General features: G+C 70.8%; 19 protein-coding genes. 16 read left to right on the plus strand and 3 right to left on the minus strand.

The genetic code is table 11. From position 1 onward, the window contains the following. From VF092_08030 to VF092_08055, 6 genes are all read left to right on the plus strand, one after another. The coding region (locus VF092_08030; protein HEX6747235.1) for a type II 3-dehydroquinate dehydratase at window positions 1-273 on the plus strand (273 nt) is incomplete at its 5' end. Window positions 274-423: 150 nt separating this feature from the next. After that, entirely contained in the window at window positions 424-987 is a 564-nt protein-coding gene (efp, locus tag VF092_08035; protein ID HEX6747236.1) for an elongation factor P, read from the plus strand. Next, window positions 984-1,502 (plus strand): acetyl-CoA carboxylase biotin carboxyl carrier protein, encoded by a 519-nt coding sequence (gene accB / locus VF092_08040; protein ID HEX6747237.1) that lies wholly within the window; start codon window positions 984-986, stop codon window positions 1,500-1,502. Before efp ends, accB begins: the two co-directional genes overlap by 4 nt. 4 nt (window positions 1,503-1,506) lie before the next feature. Next, window positions 1,507-2,670: a PilT/PilU family type 4a pilus ATPase gene (locus VF092_08045; protein HEX6747238.1), complete on the plus strand. Its 1,164-nt coding sequence runs from the start codon at window positions 1,507-1,509 to the stop codon at window positions 2,668-2,670. Between the two features lie 30 nt (window positions 2,671-2,700). Next, the gene (gene accC / locus VF092_08050; protein ID HEX6747239.1) at window positions 2,701-4,038 is read left to right on the plus strand and encodes an acetyl-CoA carboxylase biotin carboxylase subunit; all 1,338 of its coding nucleotides are present in this window, start codon (window positions 2,701-2,703) and stop codon (window positions 4,036-4,038) included. Next, window positions 4,035-4,778, plus strand: coding sequence for a 2-phosphosulfolactate phosphatase (locus VF092_08055; protein ID HEX6747240.1), 744 nt, complete (start codon window positions 4,035-4,037; stop codon window positions 4,776-4,778). Before accC ends, VF092_08055 begins: the two co-directional genes overlap by 4 nt. 282 nt (window positions 4,779-5,060) lie before the next feature. On the opposite strand, the gene VF092_08060 is transcribed toward VF092_08055, so the two are convergent. The 3 genes from VF092_08060 to VF092_08070 form a co-directional block, all read right to left on the minus strand. After that, window positions 5,061-5,864 carry a LytTR family DNA-binding domain-containing protein gene (locus tag VF092_08060; protein ID HEX6747241.1) on the minus strand — a complete coding sequence of 268 codons (804 nt, stop codon included), beginning with the start codon at window positions 5,862-5,864 and terminating at the stop codon, window positions 5,061-5,063. Further along, complete coding sequence (locus tag VF092_08065; GenBank protein ID HEX6747242.1) at window positions 5,861-7,000, minus strand: histidine kinase; 1,140 nt, start codon at window positions 6,998-7,000, stop codon at window positions 5,861-5,863. Before VF092_08065 ends, VF092_08060 begins: the two co-directional genes overlap by 4 nt. Before the next feature lie 394 nt (window positions 7,001-7,394). Further along, window positions 7,395-7,709, minus strand: a complete 315-nt coding sequence (locus VF092_08070; GenBank protein HEX6747243.1) for a type II toxin-antitoxin system prevent-host-death family antitoxin — start codon at window positions 7,707-7,709, stop codon at window positions 7,395-7,397. Between the two features lie 315 nt (window positions 7,710-8,024). Between VF092_08070 and VF092_08075 the strand changes: the two genes are divergently transcribed. The 10 genes from VF092_08075 to VF092_08120 all read left to right on the plus strand — a co-directional run bounded on the left by VF092_08075 (window position 8,025) and on the right by VF092_08120 (window position 16,708). Continuing rightward, window positions 8,025-8,813, plus strand: a complete 789-nt coding sequence (locus VF092_08075; GenBank protein HEX6747244.1) for a DUF4331 family protein — start codon at window positions 8,025-8,027, stop codon at window positions 8,811-8,813. Window positions 8,814-8,843: 30 nt separating this feature from the next. Then, window positions 8,844-9,452: a DUF4331 family protein gene (locus VF092_08080; GenBank protein ID HEX6747245.1), complete on the plus strand. Its 609-nt coding sequence runs from the start codon at window positions 8,844-8,846 to the stop codon at window positions 9,450-9,452. A gap of 266 nt (window positions 9,453-9,718) precedes the next feature. Then, a complete protein-coding gene (locus tag VF092_08085) occupies window positions 9,719-10,120 on the plus strand; it encodes a hypothetical protein (protein HEX6747246.1) in 402 nt (133 codons plus the stop codon). Window positions 10,121-10,141: 21 nt separating this feature from the next. After that, complete coding sequence (locus tag VF092_08090) at window positions 10,142-11,482, plus strand: tetratricopeptide repeat protein (GenBank protein ID HEX6747247.1); 1,341 nt, start codon at window positions 10,142-10,144, stop codon at window positions 11,480-11,482. 8 nt (window positions 11,483-11,490) lie between these two features. Then, a complete protein-coding gene (locus tag VF092_08095) occupies window positions 11,491-12,096 on the plus strand; it encodes a HupE/UreJ family protein (protein ID HEX6747248.1) in 606 nt (201 codons plus the stop codon). 52 nt (window positions 12,097-12,148) lie between these two features. Next, complete coding sequence (locus tag VF092_08100) at window positions 12,149-12,715, plus strand: DUF6702 family protein (GenBank protein ID HEX6747249.1); 567 nt, start codon at window positions 12,149-12,151, stop codon at window positions 12,713-12,715. 478 nt (window positions 12,716-13,193) lie between these two features. Beyond that, entirely contained in the window at window positions 13,194-13,793 is a 600-nt protein-coding gene (locus VF092_08105) for a sigma-70 family RNA polymerase sigma factor (GenBank protein ID HEX6747250.1), read from the plus strand. Further along, window positions 13,790-14,671, plus strand: a complete 882-nt coding sequence (locus tag VF092_08110; protein ID HEX6747251.1) for an anti-sigma factor — start codon at window positions 13,790-13,792, stop codon at window positions 14,669-14,671. Before VF092_08105 ends, VF092_08110 begins: the two co-directional genes overlap by 4 nt. Window positions 14,672-14,793: 122 nt before the next feature. Then, window positions 14,794-14,961, plus strand: coding sequence for a hypothetical protein (locus tag VF092_08115; GenBank protein HEX6747252.1), 168 nt, complete (start codon window positions 14,794-14,796; stop codon window positions 14,959-14,961). Window positions 14,962-15,382: 421 nt separating this feature from the next. Next, window positions 15,383-16,708, plus strand: a complete 1,326-nt coding sequence (locus tag VF092_08120; GenBank protein HEX6747253.1) for a hypothetical protein — start codon at window positions 15,383-15,385, stop codon at window positions 16,706-16,708. The last annotated feature ends 75 nt before the right edge of the window (window positions 16,709-16,783 follow it).

Here is a 16,783-nt window from a genome sequence, read left to right on the forward strand (position 1 = left end):
CAGCAGGCGGCGGAGCGGGTCGACGGCTTCGTGGTGAACGCGGGCGCGTACACGCACACCAGCATCGCCCTGCGCGACGCGCTGGCGGGAGTGGCGCGCCCGTTCGTGGAGGTGCACATTAGCAACGTCTTTGCCCGGGAACGCTTCCGCCACCGGTCGTACCTGGCCGGCGCAGCGGTGGGAGTGGTCTCGGGCTTCGGGCTCGACAGCTACCGCCTGGGCCTGCGCGCGATCGTCGAGCACCTGCGCGGGTTGGAAGAACAGAAGTCCTAAGTCCTTGGTCCTAAGTCCTGAGTGGGTTCGGGTACTCGCCCCCGGTGCGTACCCGCCCCTGAGGACTTGGCACTTGGGACTCAGGACTCAGGACTTAGGACTTAGGACTTAGGACTCAGGACTCAATCGCGAATTGGAGAGATAGAGAACGTGGCGACTACGGCAGATTTCCGGAACGGCATGACCCTGAGCATCGACGGCACGCTGTTCACCCTTCTCTGGTTCCAGCATCACAAGCCCGGCAAGGGGAACACGGTGGTGCGCTCGCGGCTGAAGAACGTGCTGACCGGCGCGGTGCTCGAGAAGACCTGGCGCGCGGGCGAGAAGATCGACGAGGTGCGGCTGGAGCACCGGCCCGTCACCTACACGTACAACGACGGGCACCTGTACCACTTCATGGACGCCCAGACGTACGAAGACGTGCCGATCAACGCCGAGGTCATCGGCGAGGACCAGCTGAAGTATCTCAAGGAAGGGATGGAGTGCGAGGGGCTGGTCCACAACGAGAAGGTCATCTCCGTGGAACTCCCCTACTTCGTCACCCTCCAGGTCGTCGAGACCGATCCCGGGGTGCGCGGCGACACCGCCACCGGTGGGACAAAGCCCGCCAAGCTGGAGACGGGCGCCGTGGTGCAGGTTCCCCTGTTCCTGAATGAGGGCGACGTGATCCGCGTCGACCGCCGCGAAGACAAGTACATCGAGCGCGCGAAATGATCGACCTCGAATTCCTGCGCGGCCTGATCGGCGCCGTCGACGAGAGCGGGATCGACTCGCTGGAGATCGCCCGCGGAGGCACCCGCATCCGCATCTCCAAGACGCCGCCCCCGGCGCCCGTGGCCGCCGCGGCCGCACCGATGGCGGCCGCGCCCGCGCACCTGCACATGCCGCCGGTGCACGAGGTGGGGATCGCCCGCGCGGGCGGCGCCGCGGCGCCGTCGGGCGACCAGGGGCAGGCGCCGGCGCCCGCCGCCGCTCCGGCCAGCAACCTGGTGGAGATCAAGAGCCCCATGGTGGGCACCTTCTACCGCGCGCCGGCCCCCGAGGCCCCGTCGTACGTGGAGGTGGGAAGCAAGGTCACCCGCGGGCAGACCCTCTGCATCCTCGAGGCGATGAAGCTGATGAACGAGCTGGAGAGCGACCTGGCCGGCACCGTCCGCGAGATCTGCGTGGACAACGGCGAGCCCGTGGAGTACGGGCAGGTGCTCTTCCGCCTGGAGCCCGCCGCCTGAGCCCATGACCATCTCGACCGACGAGTCCGCCCCGAAGCCCTCCACCGGCCGCGAGTTCAACCTCCGCGAGGCGCTGGAGGAGCTGGTGCGCCGCGGGGGAAGCGACCTGCACCTGAAGGTCGGCCGCCCGCCGGTCGTCCGCGTGAACGGCGACCTGCAGGAGACCGGGCTGACCGTCCTCCGCCCCGAGGACATCAAGCGCTGCGCCGAGCAGACCCTGTCGCCCAAGCAGCGCGAGGTGTTCGCCGAGCGGAAGGAGATCGACTTCGCCATCGGCGTGCAGGGGCTGGGGCGCTTCCGCACCAACATCTTCCAGCAGCGCGGCACGCTGGGGATGGCCTTCCGCGCCATCCCCGTCGACGTTCCCGGGCTGGAGACGCTGGAGCTGCCCGGGGTGCTGGAGGAGATCGCCCTCCTTCCCCGCGGGATGGTGCTGGTGACGGGGATCACCGGCTCGGGGAAGTCGACCACCCTGGCGGCGATGATCCGGCGGCTGAACGAGCAGCGCGCGGTGAACATCGTCACCATCGAGGACCCGATCGAGTTCCTCCACCGCGACGTCAAGAGCATGATCAGCCAGCGCGAGGTGGGGGCCGACACCCTCTCCTTCCACGACGCGCTGCGCCACGTGCTGCGGCAGGACCCCGACGTGATCATGCTGGGCGAGATTCGCGACCGGCCGTCGATGGAGACCGTGCTCAAGGCCGCGGACACGGGGCACATGGTGCTGTCCACGCTGCACACGACCGACGCGGCGCAGACCATCAACCGCATCATCTCCTTCTTCCCGCCGCACCAGCACGCCGAGATCCGGCAGGTGCTGGCCAACGCGCTGAAGGCCATCGTCTCCCTGCGGCTGATCCCCCGCGCCGACAAGCCGGGGCGCGTGCCCGCGGCCGAGGTGCTGGTGAACACCGCCACCATCAGCGAGCTGATCCGCAAGGGCGACGAGCTGGTGACCATCCCCGACCACATCGCCGAGGGGCGGGTGCAGTACGGGATGCAGACCTTCGACCAGAGCCTGCTGGAGCTGTACTCGAAGGGATGGATCAGCTACGACTGGGCCATGCACTACGCCTCGAACCCCAGCGAGTTCGCCCTGCGCGTGTCCGGCGTGAGCCCGGGCGAGCAGGAGGTGTGGCAGGGCGCGCCCGAAACCCTCAAGTGACGGTCCGGTCCTGAAGTGTTCAGAAAGGTATTGATCGCCAACCGCGGCGAGATCGCCCTGCGGGTCATCCGCGCCTGCCGCGAGCTGGGGATCCGCACCGTGGCCGTCTACAGCGAGGCCGACCGCGAGAGCCTGCACGTGCGCTTCGCCGACGAGGACGTGTGCATCGGCCCGCCCCCGGCGCGCGAGAGCTATCTCAACATCCCCCGCATCATCGCCGCGGCCGAGGTCACCGGCGCCGACGCCATCCACCCCGGCTACGGCTTCCTGGCCGAGAACGCGGAGTTCAGCGAGATCTGCGCGGCCAGCGAGCTCACCTTCATCGGCCCCACCCCGCAGCAGATCCGCCTGATGGGCGACAAGGCGGCGGCGCGGCGCACGATGAAGGAGGTGGGCGTCCCCATCGTTCCCGGCACCGACGCCATCGGCGACGCCGACGAGGCGCTGGCCGAGGCGCGGGCGATCGGCTTTCCCGTGCTCATCAAGGCGGCGGCCGGCGGCGGGGGGAAGGGGATGCGGGTGGCGCAGGACGCTGGCGAGTTCGAGCGGCAGTACTCGATGGCGCGCAACGAGGCCGCCGCCGCCTTCGGCGACGACACCGTGTACGTGGAGAAGTACCTCGCGCGCCCGCGCCACATCGAGTTCCAGGTGCTGGGCGACAGCCACGGCCGCGTGATCCACCTGGGCGAGCGCGACTGCTCCATCCAGCGCCGCCACCAGAAGCTGATCGAGGAGGCGCCGTCTCCCGCGCTCTCGGAAGAATTGCGCGAGCGGATGGGCGACGCGGCGGTGCGCGGGGCGCAGGCCATCGAGTACGTGGGCGCGGGCACCATCGAGATGCTGCTGAACGACGACGGGTCGTTCTACTTCATGGAGATGAACACCCGCATCCAGGTGGAGCATCCCGTCACCGAGATGTGCACGGGGTTCGACCTGGTGAAGGAGCAGATCCGCGCCGCGGCGGGGCTCCCGCTCTCCATCCCCGAGCGGGCCATCCACCTGCGCGGCCACGCCATCGAGTGCCGCATCAACGCCGAGGACCCGGCGCGCAACTTCGCCCCTTCGCCCGGGACGATCGCCACCTTCCACCCCCCCGGCGGGCCCGGCGTGCGGGTGGACACGCACATGTACGCGGGCTACCGCGTCCCGCCGTACTACGACTCGCTGCTGATGAAGCTGATCGTGCACGGGTCCAGCCGCGACGAGGCCATCGCGCGGATGCGGCGGGCGCTGGCCGAGACGGTGATCGAGGGCGTGCACACCACCATCCCCTTCCTCCAGGCGGTGATGGACCACCCGGCGTTCATCGCGGGCGAGGTCGACACCAAGTTCCTGGAGCGGATGATGAGCGAGCGGGCGGCCGCATGAAGCTGGACGTGCTGCTGACCCCCGGCGAGCTGATGCCGGGCGACATCGCCGAGCGCACCGTGGTGGTGATCGACGTGCTGCGCGCCAGCAGCACCATCGTGCAGGCGCTGGCCGCCGGCGCCAAGGCGCTCTTCCCGGTCGCGTCGATCGAGGAGGCGCTTAGGCTCGCCAACACGCTGGGGCGCGACGAGGTGCTGCTGTGCGGCGAGCGCAAGTCGCTTCCCATCGAGGGGTTCGACCTGGGGAACTCGCCGGGCGACTTCACCCCCGAGCGGGTGGGGGGGAAGATGCTGGTGATGAGCACCACCAACGGCACCGGGGCGATGATGGCCGCCTCGGCCGCGTCGCGCGTGCTGGTGGGCTCGTTCCTCAACCTGCAGGCGATGGTGGACGAGCTGGTGCGGACGGAGGCCGAGCCGGTGTTCCTCTGCTCCGGCCGCGAGACCAAGTTCGGGCTGGAGGACGCCGTGTGCGCGGGAAAGATGGCCGCCGCGGTGATGGCGGCCGCGGGCGGGGACGCGGAGTGGGAGCTGAACGACGGCGCGCTGGCCGCCCTCGCGCTGGCCGAGCGCTACGCCGAGCTGGAGCCGCTCTTCGCCACTGTCGCGGCGGGGAAGCAGATCGCCGAGGCGGGGCTGGCGGAGGACCTGGCCTTCTGCGCCCAGGCCGACCTGCACGACGCGATCCCCGTGCTCACCGACCGCCAGATCGTCCTCGCCCCGGTGGCCGTCGAGAGCTGATCCTCGGTAGCCGGCGGACAAACGTAGACGAGGCCTCTCGCTCGCGCGGGAGGCCTCTCCTGTTCTCAGCCAATCTCAAAAGAAAGTCTCACGCAGAGTTAGCAGAGTCAGCAGAGTAAAAAACTGCTTACCCTGCTAACCCTGCGTGAGCCCTTCTGTTTTAGTTGCGTACGGGAAAGAAGCTGCCGTTCGGGCCGGTGATGTGCGACACGACGTGCGCAAGATCCTGCAGCCCGACGAGCCGAACCGCGCCTACTCACGCACTGCCGCACTCACGCACTTTCACGCGTACTCCGGCACCCGCTCCAGCAGCCGCCGCCGGTAGCCGCGCGAGAGCTTGACCTCGCTGCCGTCGCGGAGGATGAGGATGCCGTCGCCGGCGGCCATGGGGTGCAGCTCGGCCACGCGGTCGAGCTGCACGATGGCCGAGCGGTGCACGCGCAGGAAGCGGTCGGGGTCCAGCCGCTCCTCCAGCATCCCGATCTTCTCGCGGATCAGGTAGCCCTTCTTGCCGGCGTGCAGGCGCACGTAGTTCCCCTCGGCCTCCACCCAGTCGATGTCGGCGGTGCGCAGGAACTCCACCTTGCCGCGCACCTTCACCATCACCCAGTCGAGGTAGCGGCCGCGCGGGCGCGAGGCGGCCTCGTCGGCGCCGCGGTCGCGGGCCAGCTGCTCCAGGAGCGCGGCCAGGCGGTTGGGTGCGTCGCCGGCGCGGCGCTCGACCTGGGTGCGGCCGCGCTCGAGCGCCTGGTTGAAGCGCTCCACGTCGAACGGCTTGAGCAGGTAGTCGAGCGCGTGCACCTCGAAGGCGCGCAGCGCGTAGCGGTCGTGCGCGGTGACGAAGATCACCGCGGGGAGGTCGCCGCCCAGGTGCTCGAGCACCTCGAAGCCGTCCATCTCGGGCATCTGCACGTCCAGGAACACCAGGTCGGGGCGGGTCTCGCGGATGGCGTCCACGGCCTGGCTCCCGCTCTCGCAGACGGCCACCACGTCCACCTGGTCGTCGTGCTCGCGCAGGAGCCGCAGGACGCGGCGCCGGGCCAGGGGCTCGTCGTCGGCCACCACCACGCGCATCGGCTCGCTCATGCGGCAACCTCCACGGGATGCGCCGCGCGCTGGGGCGCCGGGACGGCCGCGCGGCGGAAGGGGATCTCGACGGCGGCCACGGTGCCGCCGATGGGGCAGTGCGTCAGCTCCAGCCGGGCCTCGGGCCCGTACATCTGCTCCAGCCGCGCGCGGGTGTTGCGCACGCCCACGCCCTGGCGCTGGCGCGGACGCGCGTCCGTCTGCGGGCCGCGGCCGTTGTCGTGCACCTCCATGCGCAGCCGGCCGTTCTCGCGCACAGTCTTCACCAGGATCACGCCGGTGCCGCCCAGCGACGCGGTGCCGTGGCGGATGGCGTTCTCCACCAGCGGCTGCAGCACCAGGTTGGGCACCATCGCATCCCGCGTCTCCGGCTCCACGTTCACCATCACCTCCAGCCGGTCGTGGAAGCGGGTGCGCTGGATCTCCAGGTACGCCTCCAGGAACTCCATCTCCTGCGCCAGCGTGACCTCGTGCGTCTGCGCGTTGTCGACGGTCAGGCGCAGCAGGTCGCCCAGGCGCGCGATCATGCGCTCGGCGGCGTCGGGGTCCTCGTGCACCAGCTCGCTGATGGTGTGCAGGGTGTTGAACAGGAAGTGCGGCTGGATCTGCATCTTCAGCGCTTCCAGCCGCGCCTCGGCCAGGCGCTCGTCCATGCGCGCGGCGTGCACCTCGCGGTCGCGGAAGCGGCGGTAGTAGTCGAAGGCGTACGCGGCGCCCACGATGGCCACGTACCACTGGATGTCGAAGTAGAAGGAGCGGAAGTACTCGAAGAAGGGCGCCGGGTTCTCGGGCCACAGCACGCCGCCCAGCTTCCAGTTGAACACCACCGACGACAGCCCCACCGCCAGCGCCGCGGGAACGTGCACGGCCACCGACAGCGGCCACTTGCGGCGCGTGAAGCGGAAGCGCAGCCCGAGCCAGAAGATCGGGAGGCACAGGAGCGCCCAGTAGTAGGCGTCGGCCAGGTTCCCCACGAACGAGCGCGGGCTGGTGACCTTGGGGATGCCGAAGAAGAAATGGTTGATGTACGGCCGCGCGCCGAAGAACAGCCCGACCACGGTCCAGAACAGGAAGAGCGAGCGCGCGCGCGGCCAGCGTCGCGGGGCGTCGGCGGGAGACGGCGTGGCGTCGGGCATCCGTGGGTCGGTCCGCGGGACGGTGCTGCGGCCGAAGCGCGCGGGGTGCGCGGAGTTCGGGAGGGTGGGCGGAGGAGCCGTGAGCGGCCTCCCCACATCCAACGCCTCAGGACGGATTTCTCGGACAGCCGGTTTCAGCGGCGGCGGATCCGCCGCCGCCCGCTCTCCACGGGTGACACGTCCTTGGGAGATGCGGGAGAACGCCTGTGTTCAGGCGGTGCACCGGGCCTGTCCTGCTAAAATCTTACCCACGGCGTTCCGGGTTTGATCCCCGGCCGATCACGAGGTTTGTCCCAAGCCGCCGCAACCCTTTGGATGCACTTCGGAGAGGATTGGTTGGAGGAGCAAGGATGATGGATTCGCAGCGAAAAGCACGCGCGCGGAGGTGCCGGCCTTATCCCTTCTCCGCCTCCTGCCGGACGAGGCCGAACTCCGCCATCACATCGCCCAGGGAGATCAACTCGTCGCGCGCGGCAGCTACGTCGGCAACGCGATCCAGCGCGCGAAGCAGCAGCTCGAAATTCTCCGGCCTCTCTTCAAAGTCGATCATCCTTCGGTAGCGATCGTATCCGAGCAGGATTCCCACAGGCTCGGTGCCGCGGTGCACTACGATGACATCACCCGACTCCGCTCGCACCAACAGCTCCCGGGCTGAACGGCGCAGGTCGGCCAAGGTGATCATCTCTTCTTGCTCGATCGAAGAATCCATGCTGACCTCCTGGATGAGGGGAGTACAATCTACACACAAATCACCGACCGCTCGACCCTCTGATTCACGAGATTCCAGCTGGGGTGCGGTCGAGGTCACAAAGATTCCTGGGTTTGCAAGCGATTGCGCAGACGCTGATTACGGACTGACCGGCCTCAGGATGATGTCTAAATGGACCCGCGTGCTGGGCGCGGAGTCGCGGACTCTCGAGCTCTCTGCCTCACGATCACAAATCCGTTCGCGGGATGGGCTCCGTATCACCCGCTACGTGTGACGGGAACGCAATCCATCTCCCTCAGATCGAACGGAGGATGTATGAGGATTCCACGGATGCGGCGGGCGCGGGCCGCGGCGGCGGTGCTGGCGGCGCTGGGGTGCGCCGGCGTGCTGGCCGTGCGCGACGGCTTCGGCTCGGACCACCAGGACACGCCCGAGGTCGAGCTCTCGCCGCGGCTGGACATCAACGACGTGTACGCCTTCCCCGGAAGCGACGAGAGCCGCATCGCCCTCGTCGTCACCACCCAGTCGCCCATCACCCCGGCGGCCACGGGCGCGGCGCGCTTCGATCCCAACGCGCTGTACCAGATTAAGATCGACAACACCGGCGACGCGGTGGAGGATCTCGTCCTCCAGCTCCAGTTCGACGACCTGACCGGCGGAGGCCAGCGCGTGGCCCTCTTCGGCCCCATCGCGCCGGCGACGACGGGGAAGTTCAACCGCGTCGCCAAGGCCACGCCGGACGTGGTGGGGAACATCAACACCGTGCTCGCCGGCGGCCCCAACGGCGCGATCCAGCTCTTCGCCGGACCGCGCGACGATCCCTTCTACATCGACCTTGACCAGTTCTTCCGCATCGTCCCCGACCGGCGCCCGTCACGCGGCCCGCTGTCGCTGATCGGCCCCGCGCCCGAGGCGAGCGCCTTCCGCCCGAAGTGCACCAACGGCACGCCGAACGCCGGCCAGTCGCAGTTCGACCCGGCGCACGGGTGCGCGGCCGACTTCGTCCGCACCTTCAACGCGATGGCCATCGTGGTGGAGCTTCCCGAGGCCATGATCAAGGGCGCGGGGAACAACGTGGGGATCTGGGCCACGGTCAGCCGCTGACCGGCGCCTTCAATCACAAAGGAGACGAAGATGAGGATGATCCATGCGGCCCTGCCGGCGCTCGCCGCGGCCGCGCTGCTGGGGGCCGGATGCCGCGACACCCGCACGGTGGTGGAGGTGCAGACCGACACCGTGACCGTGCACGACACCGTCCGCATCGGCAACACCACGGTGACCTTCGACCAGATGGAGCGGCTGGCCAACCCGCTGGTGAGCGAGGTGTTCGTGGACAAGCGCGAGCACGGCCACTTCAACGCCAGCCAGCCGAGCGAGGACGTGGCCCAGTTCCGCGACGACGTCGCCCGTTTCATCACCACGGTGGCCGGGCGCGATGGGGCGTACGCCAACGCCGTCGCCGCCGCGCTCACCCCCGACATGCTGCTGGTGCGGCTCGACAAGACCGGCGGCGGCCCCTTCGGCGCCAACGTGGGGTGGCTGACCTACGTCCTCGATCCCGCCAACGGCTACGGCGGCCGCAAGCTCCAGGGCGACGACGCGGTGGACAAGGGGCTGGCGGTGATCTTCGGCAGCGCGCTGGGGAACAACGCCAACGTCAGCCCCGGGCTGGTGACGGACAACGTGGACGCGAACGATCGCACGCACAGCGCCACGTTCCCGTACCTCGCCGCGCCGAACTGAACGCCGTCCGCCGGCCGAGAGAGTACGAAAGCACGGACGCACGAGGTACGTTGGGGGGATGCGGACGCAGGGGCCGCGGTTTCGACCGGCCGTGGCCCCATCCCACAACGTCGACGGGCGAGGACGCGATGAGACACGGGTGGAGCGCGGTTGCGATGGCCGTTCTGCTGGCGGGCGCCGCTGGGGAAGCGTGCACCCGGCATCCGCCCGCTCCCGCGCCGGTGGCGCCGCCTCCGGCACCGCCTGAGCCGCCGCCATCGCGACACATGGTTGTCGACGGCTTCAACTTTCTCCACGTCTGCCTGGTGCGGGACGGGGAGATGAAGCAGGTGGAGGCCGAGTACAACCCGGCTACGGGCGACACCACCGTCGCCGGACGCCTATTCCGGGAAGTGTATCCCGTCACCGGCGAGTACGCGTCCGCCACGCGGTGGTATGCCGGCAACGAGCCGGTCACGTTCGCGGGCGGCCGGTACGTGAAGGAGGGGCTGACGCGGGTGCTGAACGTGGGGGACGTCGTCCCCGTGGGCACGTACAACGGCGTGACCGTGTTCGCCGAGGAGTCCGATCGCCGGGAACGGCCGGAGGCGCTCTACTTCCCCGTGAGCCCGGCGTGCCTGTTCCAGCCCTACATCCCCGCGGAACGGGGCTATCCTGTCCGTGGGTGAAGAGATCGAGGGGAGATGGAGATGAAGATGCGCAGACGCGCGTTTACAATCGTCGCGGCGATGCTGATCGCCGGCGCGGTGGCCGCATCCGCGCGCGCCGCCGTCGCCCACGCGGACGAGGCGCGGGCGCGGCGCTCGGCCGATGCGATTCGCGCGGCCGCCGCCATCCGCGCGGACGAGGCGGCGCGGCGGGACGCGGAGGTGCGCTTCTTCGAGGCGCGCGTGGCCGAGGACCCCTTCGCCGCGGCGGACCGCGCGCGGCTGGCCGGCCTCTACCTGCAGCGCGCGCGGGAGACGGGCGACTACGCCGACTACCCGCGCGCGGAAGCTGCGGCGCGCGCGTCGCTCGATGCGCGCGGCGAGCGCAACGCCGCTGCCCGCGTGGCGCTGGCGAACGCGCTGATGGCGCAGCACCGCTTCCCGGAGGCGCGGCGCGAGGCGGAGAGGCTGGTCGCCGCGGAGCCGGACCGCGCGTCGTACCGCGGCCTGCTGGGCGAGCTGCAGATGGAGCTGGGGGATTACGATGCGGCCCGCGCGACGTTCGGCTCGCTCCTCTCCGAGCGCGGCAACCTGGGCGTGGCGCCGCGGCTGGCGCGCTGGCTCGAGATGATTGGCCGAACCAACGATGCACGCACGATCCTCTACCAGGCCGGGCAAGACGCGGCCGCGCGCGGCGACCTGCCGCCCGAGCAGGTGGCGTGGTTCCATCTCCGCGCCGGAGACCTGGAACTGCGTAACGGGCGGCTGGACGCGGCGGAGGACGCTTTCCGCGCCGGCCTCGCGGTCCATCCCGAGGACTACCGCCTGCTGGGCGAGATGGCGAAGCTGGCCGCCGCGCGCGGAGACAACGCCGCGGCGCTGGCGCTGGGCGAGCGCGCAGTCGCGCAGGTGCTGGATCCCGCGACGCTGGCGGTGATGAGCGACGCCGCCCTGGCCGCCGGCGACCGCGCGAAGTCGGAGGAGTACGCGCGGGTGATGGAAGTCTCCGTCCGCCGCCAGGCCAGCGCGCTGCACCGCGGCTGGGCGCTCTTCCTCCTCGACGGCGGCCGGCAGATCGACGCGGTCGCGGCGCAGGCCGAGGCCGACCTCCGCGTCCGCCGCGATGTGTACGGGTGGGACCTGCTGGCCTGGGCGCGTCACAGGCAGCACCGCGACGGCGAGGCGCTCGCCGCGATGGCGCAGGCGCTCCGTCTCGGCACGCGCGACGCCACGCTTCTCTTCCACGCGGGGACGATCGAGCACGCGCTCGGCCACGAGGCGGCGGCGGAGCGGTATCTCCGCGACGCGCTGGAGATTAATCCGCACTTCCATCCGCTGCGGGCGCGCGAGGCCCGCGCGGTGCTCGACTCCATCCGCGGCTGAGGTGGGCGATGTCCGAGCTGCTGACCTATCTACAGGTGGGGTTCTGGCACATCGTGAACCCCGAGGCGCTGGATCACATCCTCTTCCTGCTCGTGCTCGCCGCCATCTACCGCTTCCGCGACTGGCGCGACGCGCTGTGGGTGGTCTCCGCGTTCACCGTCGGGCATTCGGTGACGCTGGCGCTCGCCGTCACCGGCGCGGTGCGGCTGCCGACGGACGTCATCGAGTTCCTCATCCCCGTCACCATCGTGCTGACGTGCGGCGAGAACCTGGCGGTGACGGACCGCACGCGCGCGCCGTGGGGCGGGCGCTACCGGCCGGTGTTCGCGGCGGCGTTCGGGCTGGTGCACGGTGCCGGCTTCGCCAACTACCTGCGCGACCTGTTCGTGGACCGCGTGGCCGTGCCGCTGCTCGGCTTCAACCTGGGGATCGAGGCGGGGCAGATCGTGGTGCTGCTGGCCGCGGGCGCCGCGTTCGCGCTGGTAGACCGCGGCCTGCGCGCGGCGCCGCTCCGCCGCATCTCAGCCGCGCCGCTGCGTGCGCGGGTGGTGATGGTGTCGTCCACCGTCGCCGTCGTGGCCGCGGTGTGGGCGGCGCAGCGCAGTCCTTGGTGAGCGGAGTTCGGGGGTGATGGAGATCGATAGTGATGGAGATCGATGGCGATGGATGGAGATTCGCGACGATGCGAGTGAACTCGCGGCCTCGCGGCTACAACCACACGCAGTCCGCCTTCGCGGACTTCATCGGCTCGGCGAGACGATTCGGCTCGTCGGCGCGACGTTCGTCGCGGCGGGGATGGTGATCGCGGCGGCGGGGGCGGCGCCGGGGCGGATGCATCCGCTGCACACCACGCTGACGCAGATCACCGCCGGGCCGGGGCGCGCGACCATCTGGGTGCGCGCGTTCGCGGACGACTTCGCGCGCGGCGTGGCGGCGTCGCCCGCGCCGGCGGGCGGAGACGCGGCGCAGGCGTACCTCGCCGCGTCCGTCGCGGTGTGGGACCGCGCGGGGCGGCGCGTGGCGCTGGCGCCGTGCGGGTCGCGGCGCTCGGGCGACCTGCTGTGGTTCTGCCTGCGCGCGCCGGCGCCGGGCGGGTTGCGCGGCGCGCGGGTGCTGAACCGGATGCAGTGGGCCGTCTACGACGACCAGGTGAACGTCGTTCAGGCGCAGTACGGCGGCCGCACCACCAGCCTCCTCTTCGTCCCCGGCGACGGGCCCAAGCGGCTGCCGTAACGTCGACTCTCGCGCAGGTTTGCGGGGCGAATGAATTCGCGGCAACAACCACACGAAGTCCGCCTTCGCGGACTACTGGCATCGGCACGGACGAGAGTTCCGCGTGCGCGACCGGCCTCGCACCCACCCTCCCCCCAGTCGGTTTTGGGGGGAGGGTCGCGCGCAGCGCGGGGAGGGGGGCGGGGATGCCGCGGCATCACGATCGCCCGCCTGTCGCACCGCGCGCATCCCCGATTCCGCCGACGCATCCGACATCGCGCCACACCTCGTATCTCCCGTCACCCGCATGCACCTGGGCACACGGAGACGATGGGGCGCGATGATCTACTTCGCCGGGCAGCCCGCGACGGACCTGCGGCGGTTGTTGCGCCATCCGGCGGCGGGTAGATTCCGCCGCATTTCCCGGCAGCCGCCGCCGCGCGGGGAATCCGCGGCGCGGCAGGCAGCGTATCATCCCACAAGGAGCCACCACTTGGGCGTGCCCGACACGCTCGTTCCGGCGCAGGCCGACCGCGAGCTGGTGCGGCGCATGGCCGCGGGCGACGAGGCCGCGCTGGGCGAGCTGCACGACCGCTTCTCCACCCTGGTGCACTCGGTGGTGCTGCGCATCGTGGGCGATCCCGACGACGCCGAGGAGGTGCTGGAGGAGACCTTCTGGCAGGCGTGGCGGCAGGCCGGGCGGTACGAGGAAGGGCGCGGCGGGATCAGCACCTGGCTGGTGATGATGGCCCGCAGCCGCGCGGTGGACCACGTGCGCAGCCGCCGCCGCTTCCGCGAGGAGCGCTGGGAGCAGCTCCCCGAGCCGGCGGAGATGGACGGCGGCGGCGCGGACGCGGGCGAGCCGTCGCCGCTGGAGTCGGCGCAGGCGGACGAGGTGCGGCGGGTGGTGGCGCAGGCGGTCGCGAAGCTGCCGCCCGAGCAGCGCGAAACGGTGGAGCTGGCCTACTTCCGCGGGATGAGCCAGACGGAGATCGCGGAAGCCACGGGCCAGCCCCTGGGGACGGTCAAGACGAGGGCGCGGCTGGCGCTCCAGAAGCTCAGGGAGGCGCTGGCGGTGCTCCGGGAGGACGGACGATGAGCCTCGAGATGACGCACGACGACGTGCGGGCTGCGCTGGCCGCCGAGGCTCTGGGCGCCCTCGACGGCGAGGAGGCGGAGGCCGTGCGCGCGCACCTGGCCGGCTGCGACGAGTGCCGCCGCGAGCTGGAGTCGCTGCGCGAGACGGCGGCGGCGCTGGCCTACGCGGCGCCGCAGGTGCCGATGGACGCGGACCGCTCTGCCCGGCTGCGCGCGCGCCTGGTCGCCCGCGCGGCGGCGGATCGCGGCGGGGCATCGGCCGATGCCCCGCCGCCGGCGAACCGCATCGGCGCTCTCGCGTCGGGAGACGAGGAATCCGGGGTGATCCCCATCTCCCGCGCGCGCGGGCGGCGGGGGATGATGGGTGGGGGATGGCTGGCGGCCGCGGCGGCGGTGCTGCTGCTGATCGCCGTCGGCGCCTACGCCGCGCGGATGAAGGGGCGATACGAGGCGCTGAGCGACCGGTACGCCTCGCTGGACCAGGAGCGCACGCAGCTCGTCCAGGCGATCGCGAAGCGCGACTCGACCGTGGCCGCGCTCTCGGGGCCGGGCGTGCAGGTGATCGAGCTGGCGTCCACGCAGCGGCGGGCGCCGGGCGGGCGTATGTTCTGGGATCCCGCCACCGCGCGCTGGACCTTCTTTGCGCACGACCTCCCGGCGCTGCGGCCGGACCGCGACTACCAGCTCTGGCTGATCACCCCCGCCGGGCCGGTGAGCGCGGGCACCTTCAAGCCCACGCCCGACGGGCTGGCGACCGTCCAGGCCACCTACGCCCTCCCGCGCGACCAGCTCCGCGCCGTCGCCGTCACCGAGGAGCCGGAGGGCGGACTGCCCCGGCCCAGCGGCCAGCCGCTCATCCTCGGCACCTACGGCGAGTAGGGCGATCGGGATCGCGAGCAGACCAAGCGCCCCGGCGGAGCCGTCCGCCGGGGCGCTTCCGCGCATTGGCGCACCGATGTTGCATCGCCACCTTCGCGACACCTTCAGCCACGGAGGCGACGATGGCGGACAACACCCGGGGCGGGCGCGCGGGCGACAAGATGCACGGCGGCGAGCACCGCGGCGGCAGCCGGCCGCAGTACTCGCCAAACGCGATTGTGAAGAACCCCACCAGCCAGCAGTACGAGGCCGACAAAACCCACCGCCGCCGCCAGAAGACGGGCGGGTGAGATCCTCGCCCCCCGTATCGAGCGAAACGTCGGAACCAGCGCCCCGGCCGATCCCCCGATCGCCGGGGCGTTGCGCGTCCGCCTCGTAGGAGGCCATGGACGTGCTGCAGAGCTGATGCTCCCCGTGATCCCTTCGGGCCTAATCAGTAAAATTATGTGGTGAAAATCTCCTGCTTACTTCCCGCCTTTCCTGCTCTCGCGTGAACGGACGGGTGCAAGTTTTCTCTGAATTCCGTGAAAATAGCCACCGTGGGCGCCCATTATATCCCATCGCGTGGCCTTGACAGGTTTCTACGCCATATACAATTTCGGACTAAACATGTGAATACATCACCCGGACAGATCGCGCGCGCCGAACAGAGAACTCTCGAACCGAACCGGGACTGCACGCCGCAGTCCCACCACACTACCCGGAGGCAACATGTTCCGACGCACCACCCTCCACCCCGTGCTCGTCCTCGCGGCCGGGCTCGCCGCCACCGCCTGCGGCGACCGGACGTCGCCCGTGGCGTCCGAGCCCGTCACCCGCGCTCCGAACGCCGCTGCGCAGCGCACCGCGCCGGGGCTCGACGGCAGGTTCCTCGAGCTGTCGCGGCAGGTGCCCGGCTTCGGCGGGTACTTCTTCGATTCGCAGGGAGACCTGAACGTCTACCTGACCGATCTGCGGCAGGAGGCGGCCGCCCGCTCCGCCGTGGCCGACGTGGCGGCCGGCCGCGCGGGATCGGCAGTCCACCCCTTCACCCGGCCCGCGGCCACCCGGATCCGGCAGGGCGAGTACGACTTCGTGCAGCTGAACGCCTGGCGCGAGCGCCTGCGCGAGGCCTTCTCCATCTCCGGCGTGCAGTCGCTGGACGCCGACGAGGCCGCCAACCGCGTGCGGGTGGGCGTGACGAGCGCCGAGGCCGGCGCGCGGGTCCGGGCGCTGGCGGAGCGCGCCGGCGTGCCGGCGGGCGCGCTGGTGGTGCGGGTGGAGTCGCCCGTGCAGCTCCTGGCCACCGTGCGCGACTACACGCGCCCCGTCGTGGGCGGGCTGCAGATCGACAACTCGGGGTGCACGCTGGGGCTGAACGTGTGGTATTCGAACCCGGGGGTGAACGTGCCGGTGGGCACCGCCGGCTTCTTCACCGCGTCGCACTGCAGCTCGGTCATCGGCGGGACCGACGGGAGCATCGAGCGGCAGGGCGGGGTGCAGATCGGGCATGAGCTGTACGATCCCGCGTTCTTCGACCACGCGGCGTATGCCGGGTGCCCCACCACCAACCACTGCCGCTGGAGCGACGTGTCCTTCTTCTCGTACGACGCGGGGGTGAGCTGGCAGCTGGGCGCCGTGGCGCGCACCCTCTACCGCGGGGTCGGGCTGTTCCAGACCGGCTCGATCGACGTCGACGCGGCCAACCCGCGGTTCACGCTGGTGGCGGGCGCCAGCCCCGCGGTCGGCACCTACCTGTCGAAGGTGGGGCGCACGACCGGGTGGACCGAGGGGCCCGTGGCCCAGACCTGCGCCGACGTGCTGCAGCGGGTGGGCGACCACCTGCTCCTCTGCCAGGACAGGGTCGACGCGTACGCGATCGGCGGCGACAGCGGCTCGCCCGTGTTCCAGTGGACCTACTCGGGCTCCTCCGCCTACGTGGCCGGGATCGTGTGGGGGCGCACCCTGGACGCGAACGACCAGCCGGCCGGCGGGCTGTGGTTCAGCAACACGGCGCGGATCAGCAGCGACTTCGGGTACGGCATCACCTGGTTCTGATTCGTTTGATCCAGGAACAGTAGAGGCTCACGCGGAGACGCGGAGGCGCGGAGAACTCATCCCGGCGGTGAGTTC

Source organism: Longimicrobium sp. (assembly GCA_036377595.1).
Taxonomy (GTDB): domain Bacteria; phylum Gemmatimonadota; class Gemmatimonadetes; order Longimicrobiales; family Longimicrobiaceae; genus Longimicrobium.

Coding starts and splice junctions, on each gene's coding strand:
- accB (HEX6747237.1), top strand. CDS start 984: ATGATCGACCTCGAATTCCTGCGCGGCCTGATCGGCGCCGTCGACGAG.
- VF092_08045 (HEX6747238.1), top strand. CDS start 1,507: ATGACCATCTCGACCGACGAGTCCGCCCCGAAGCCCTCCACCGGCCGC.
- VF092_08055 (HEX6747240.1), top strand. CDS start 4,035: ATGAAGCTGGACGTGCTGCTGACCCCCGGCGAGCTGATGCCGGGCGAC.
- VF092_08060 (HEX6747241.1), bottom strand. CDS start 5,864: ATGAGCGAGCCGATGCGCGTGGTGGTGGCCGACGACGAGCCCCTGGCC.
- VF092_08065 (HEX6747242.1), bottom strand. CDS start 7,000: ATGCCCGACGCCACGCCGTCTCCCGCCGACGCCCCGCGACGCTGGCCG.
- VF092_08070 (HEX6747243.1), bottom strand. CDS start 7,709: ATGGATTCTTCGATCGAGCAAGAAGAGATGATCACCTTGGCCGACCTG.
- VF092_08075 (HEX6747244.1), top strand. CDS start 8,025: ATGAGGATTCCACGGATGCGGCGGGCGCGGGCCGCGGCGGCGGTGCTG.
- VF092_08080 (HEX6747245.1), top strand. CDS start 8,844: ATGAGGATGATCCATGCGGCCCTGCCGGCGCTCGCCGCGGCCGCGCTG.
- VF092_08085 (HEX6747246.1), top strand. CDS start 9,719: ATGGTTGTCGACGGCTTCAACTTTCTCCACGTCTGCCTGGTGCGGGAC.
- VF092_08090 (HEX6747247.1), top strand. CDS start 10,142: ATGAAGATGCGCAGACGCGCGTTTACAATCGTCGCGGCGATGCTGATC.
- VF092_08095 (HEX6747248.1), top strand. CDS start 11,491: ATGTCCGAGCTGCTGACCTATCTACAGGTGGGGTTCTGGCACATCGTG.
- VF092_08100 (HEX6747249.1), top strand. CDS start 12,149: ATGGAGATTCGCGACGATGCGAGTGAACTCGCGGCCTCGCGGCTACAA.
- VF092_08110 (HEX6747251.1), top strand. CDS start 13,790: ATGAGCCTCGAGATGACGCACGACGACGTGCGGGCTGCGCTGGCCGCC.
- VF092_08115 (HEX6747252.1), top strand. CDS start 14,794: ATGGCGGACAACACCCGGGGCGGGCGCGCGGGCGACAAGATGCACGGC.
- VF092_08120 (HEX6747253.1), top strand. CDS start 15,383: ATGTTCCGACGCACCACCCTCCACCCCGTGCTCGTCCTCGCGGCCGGG.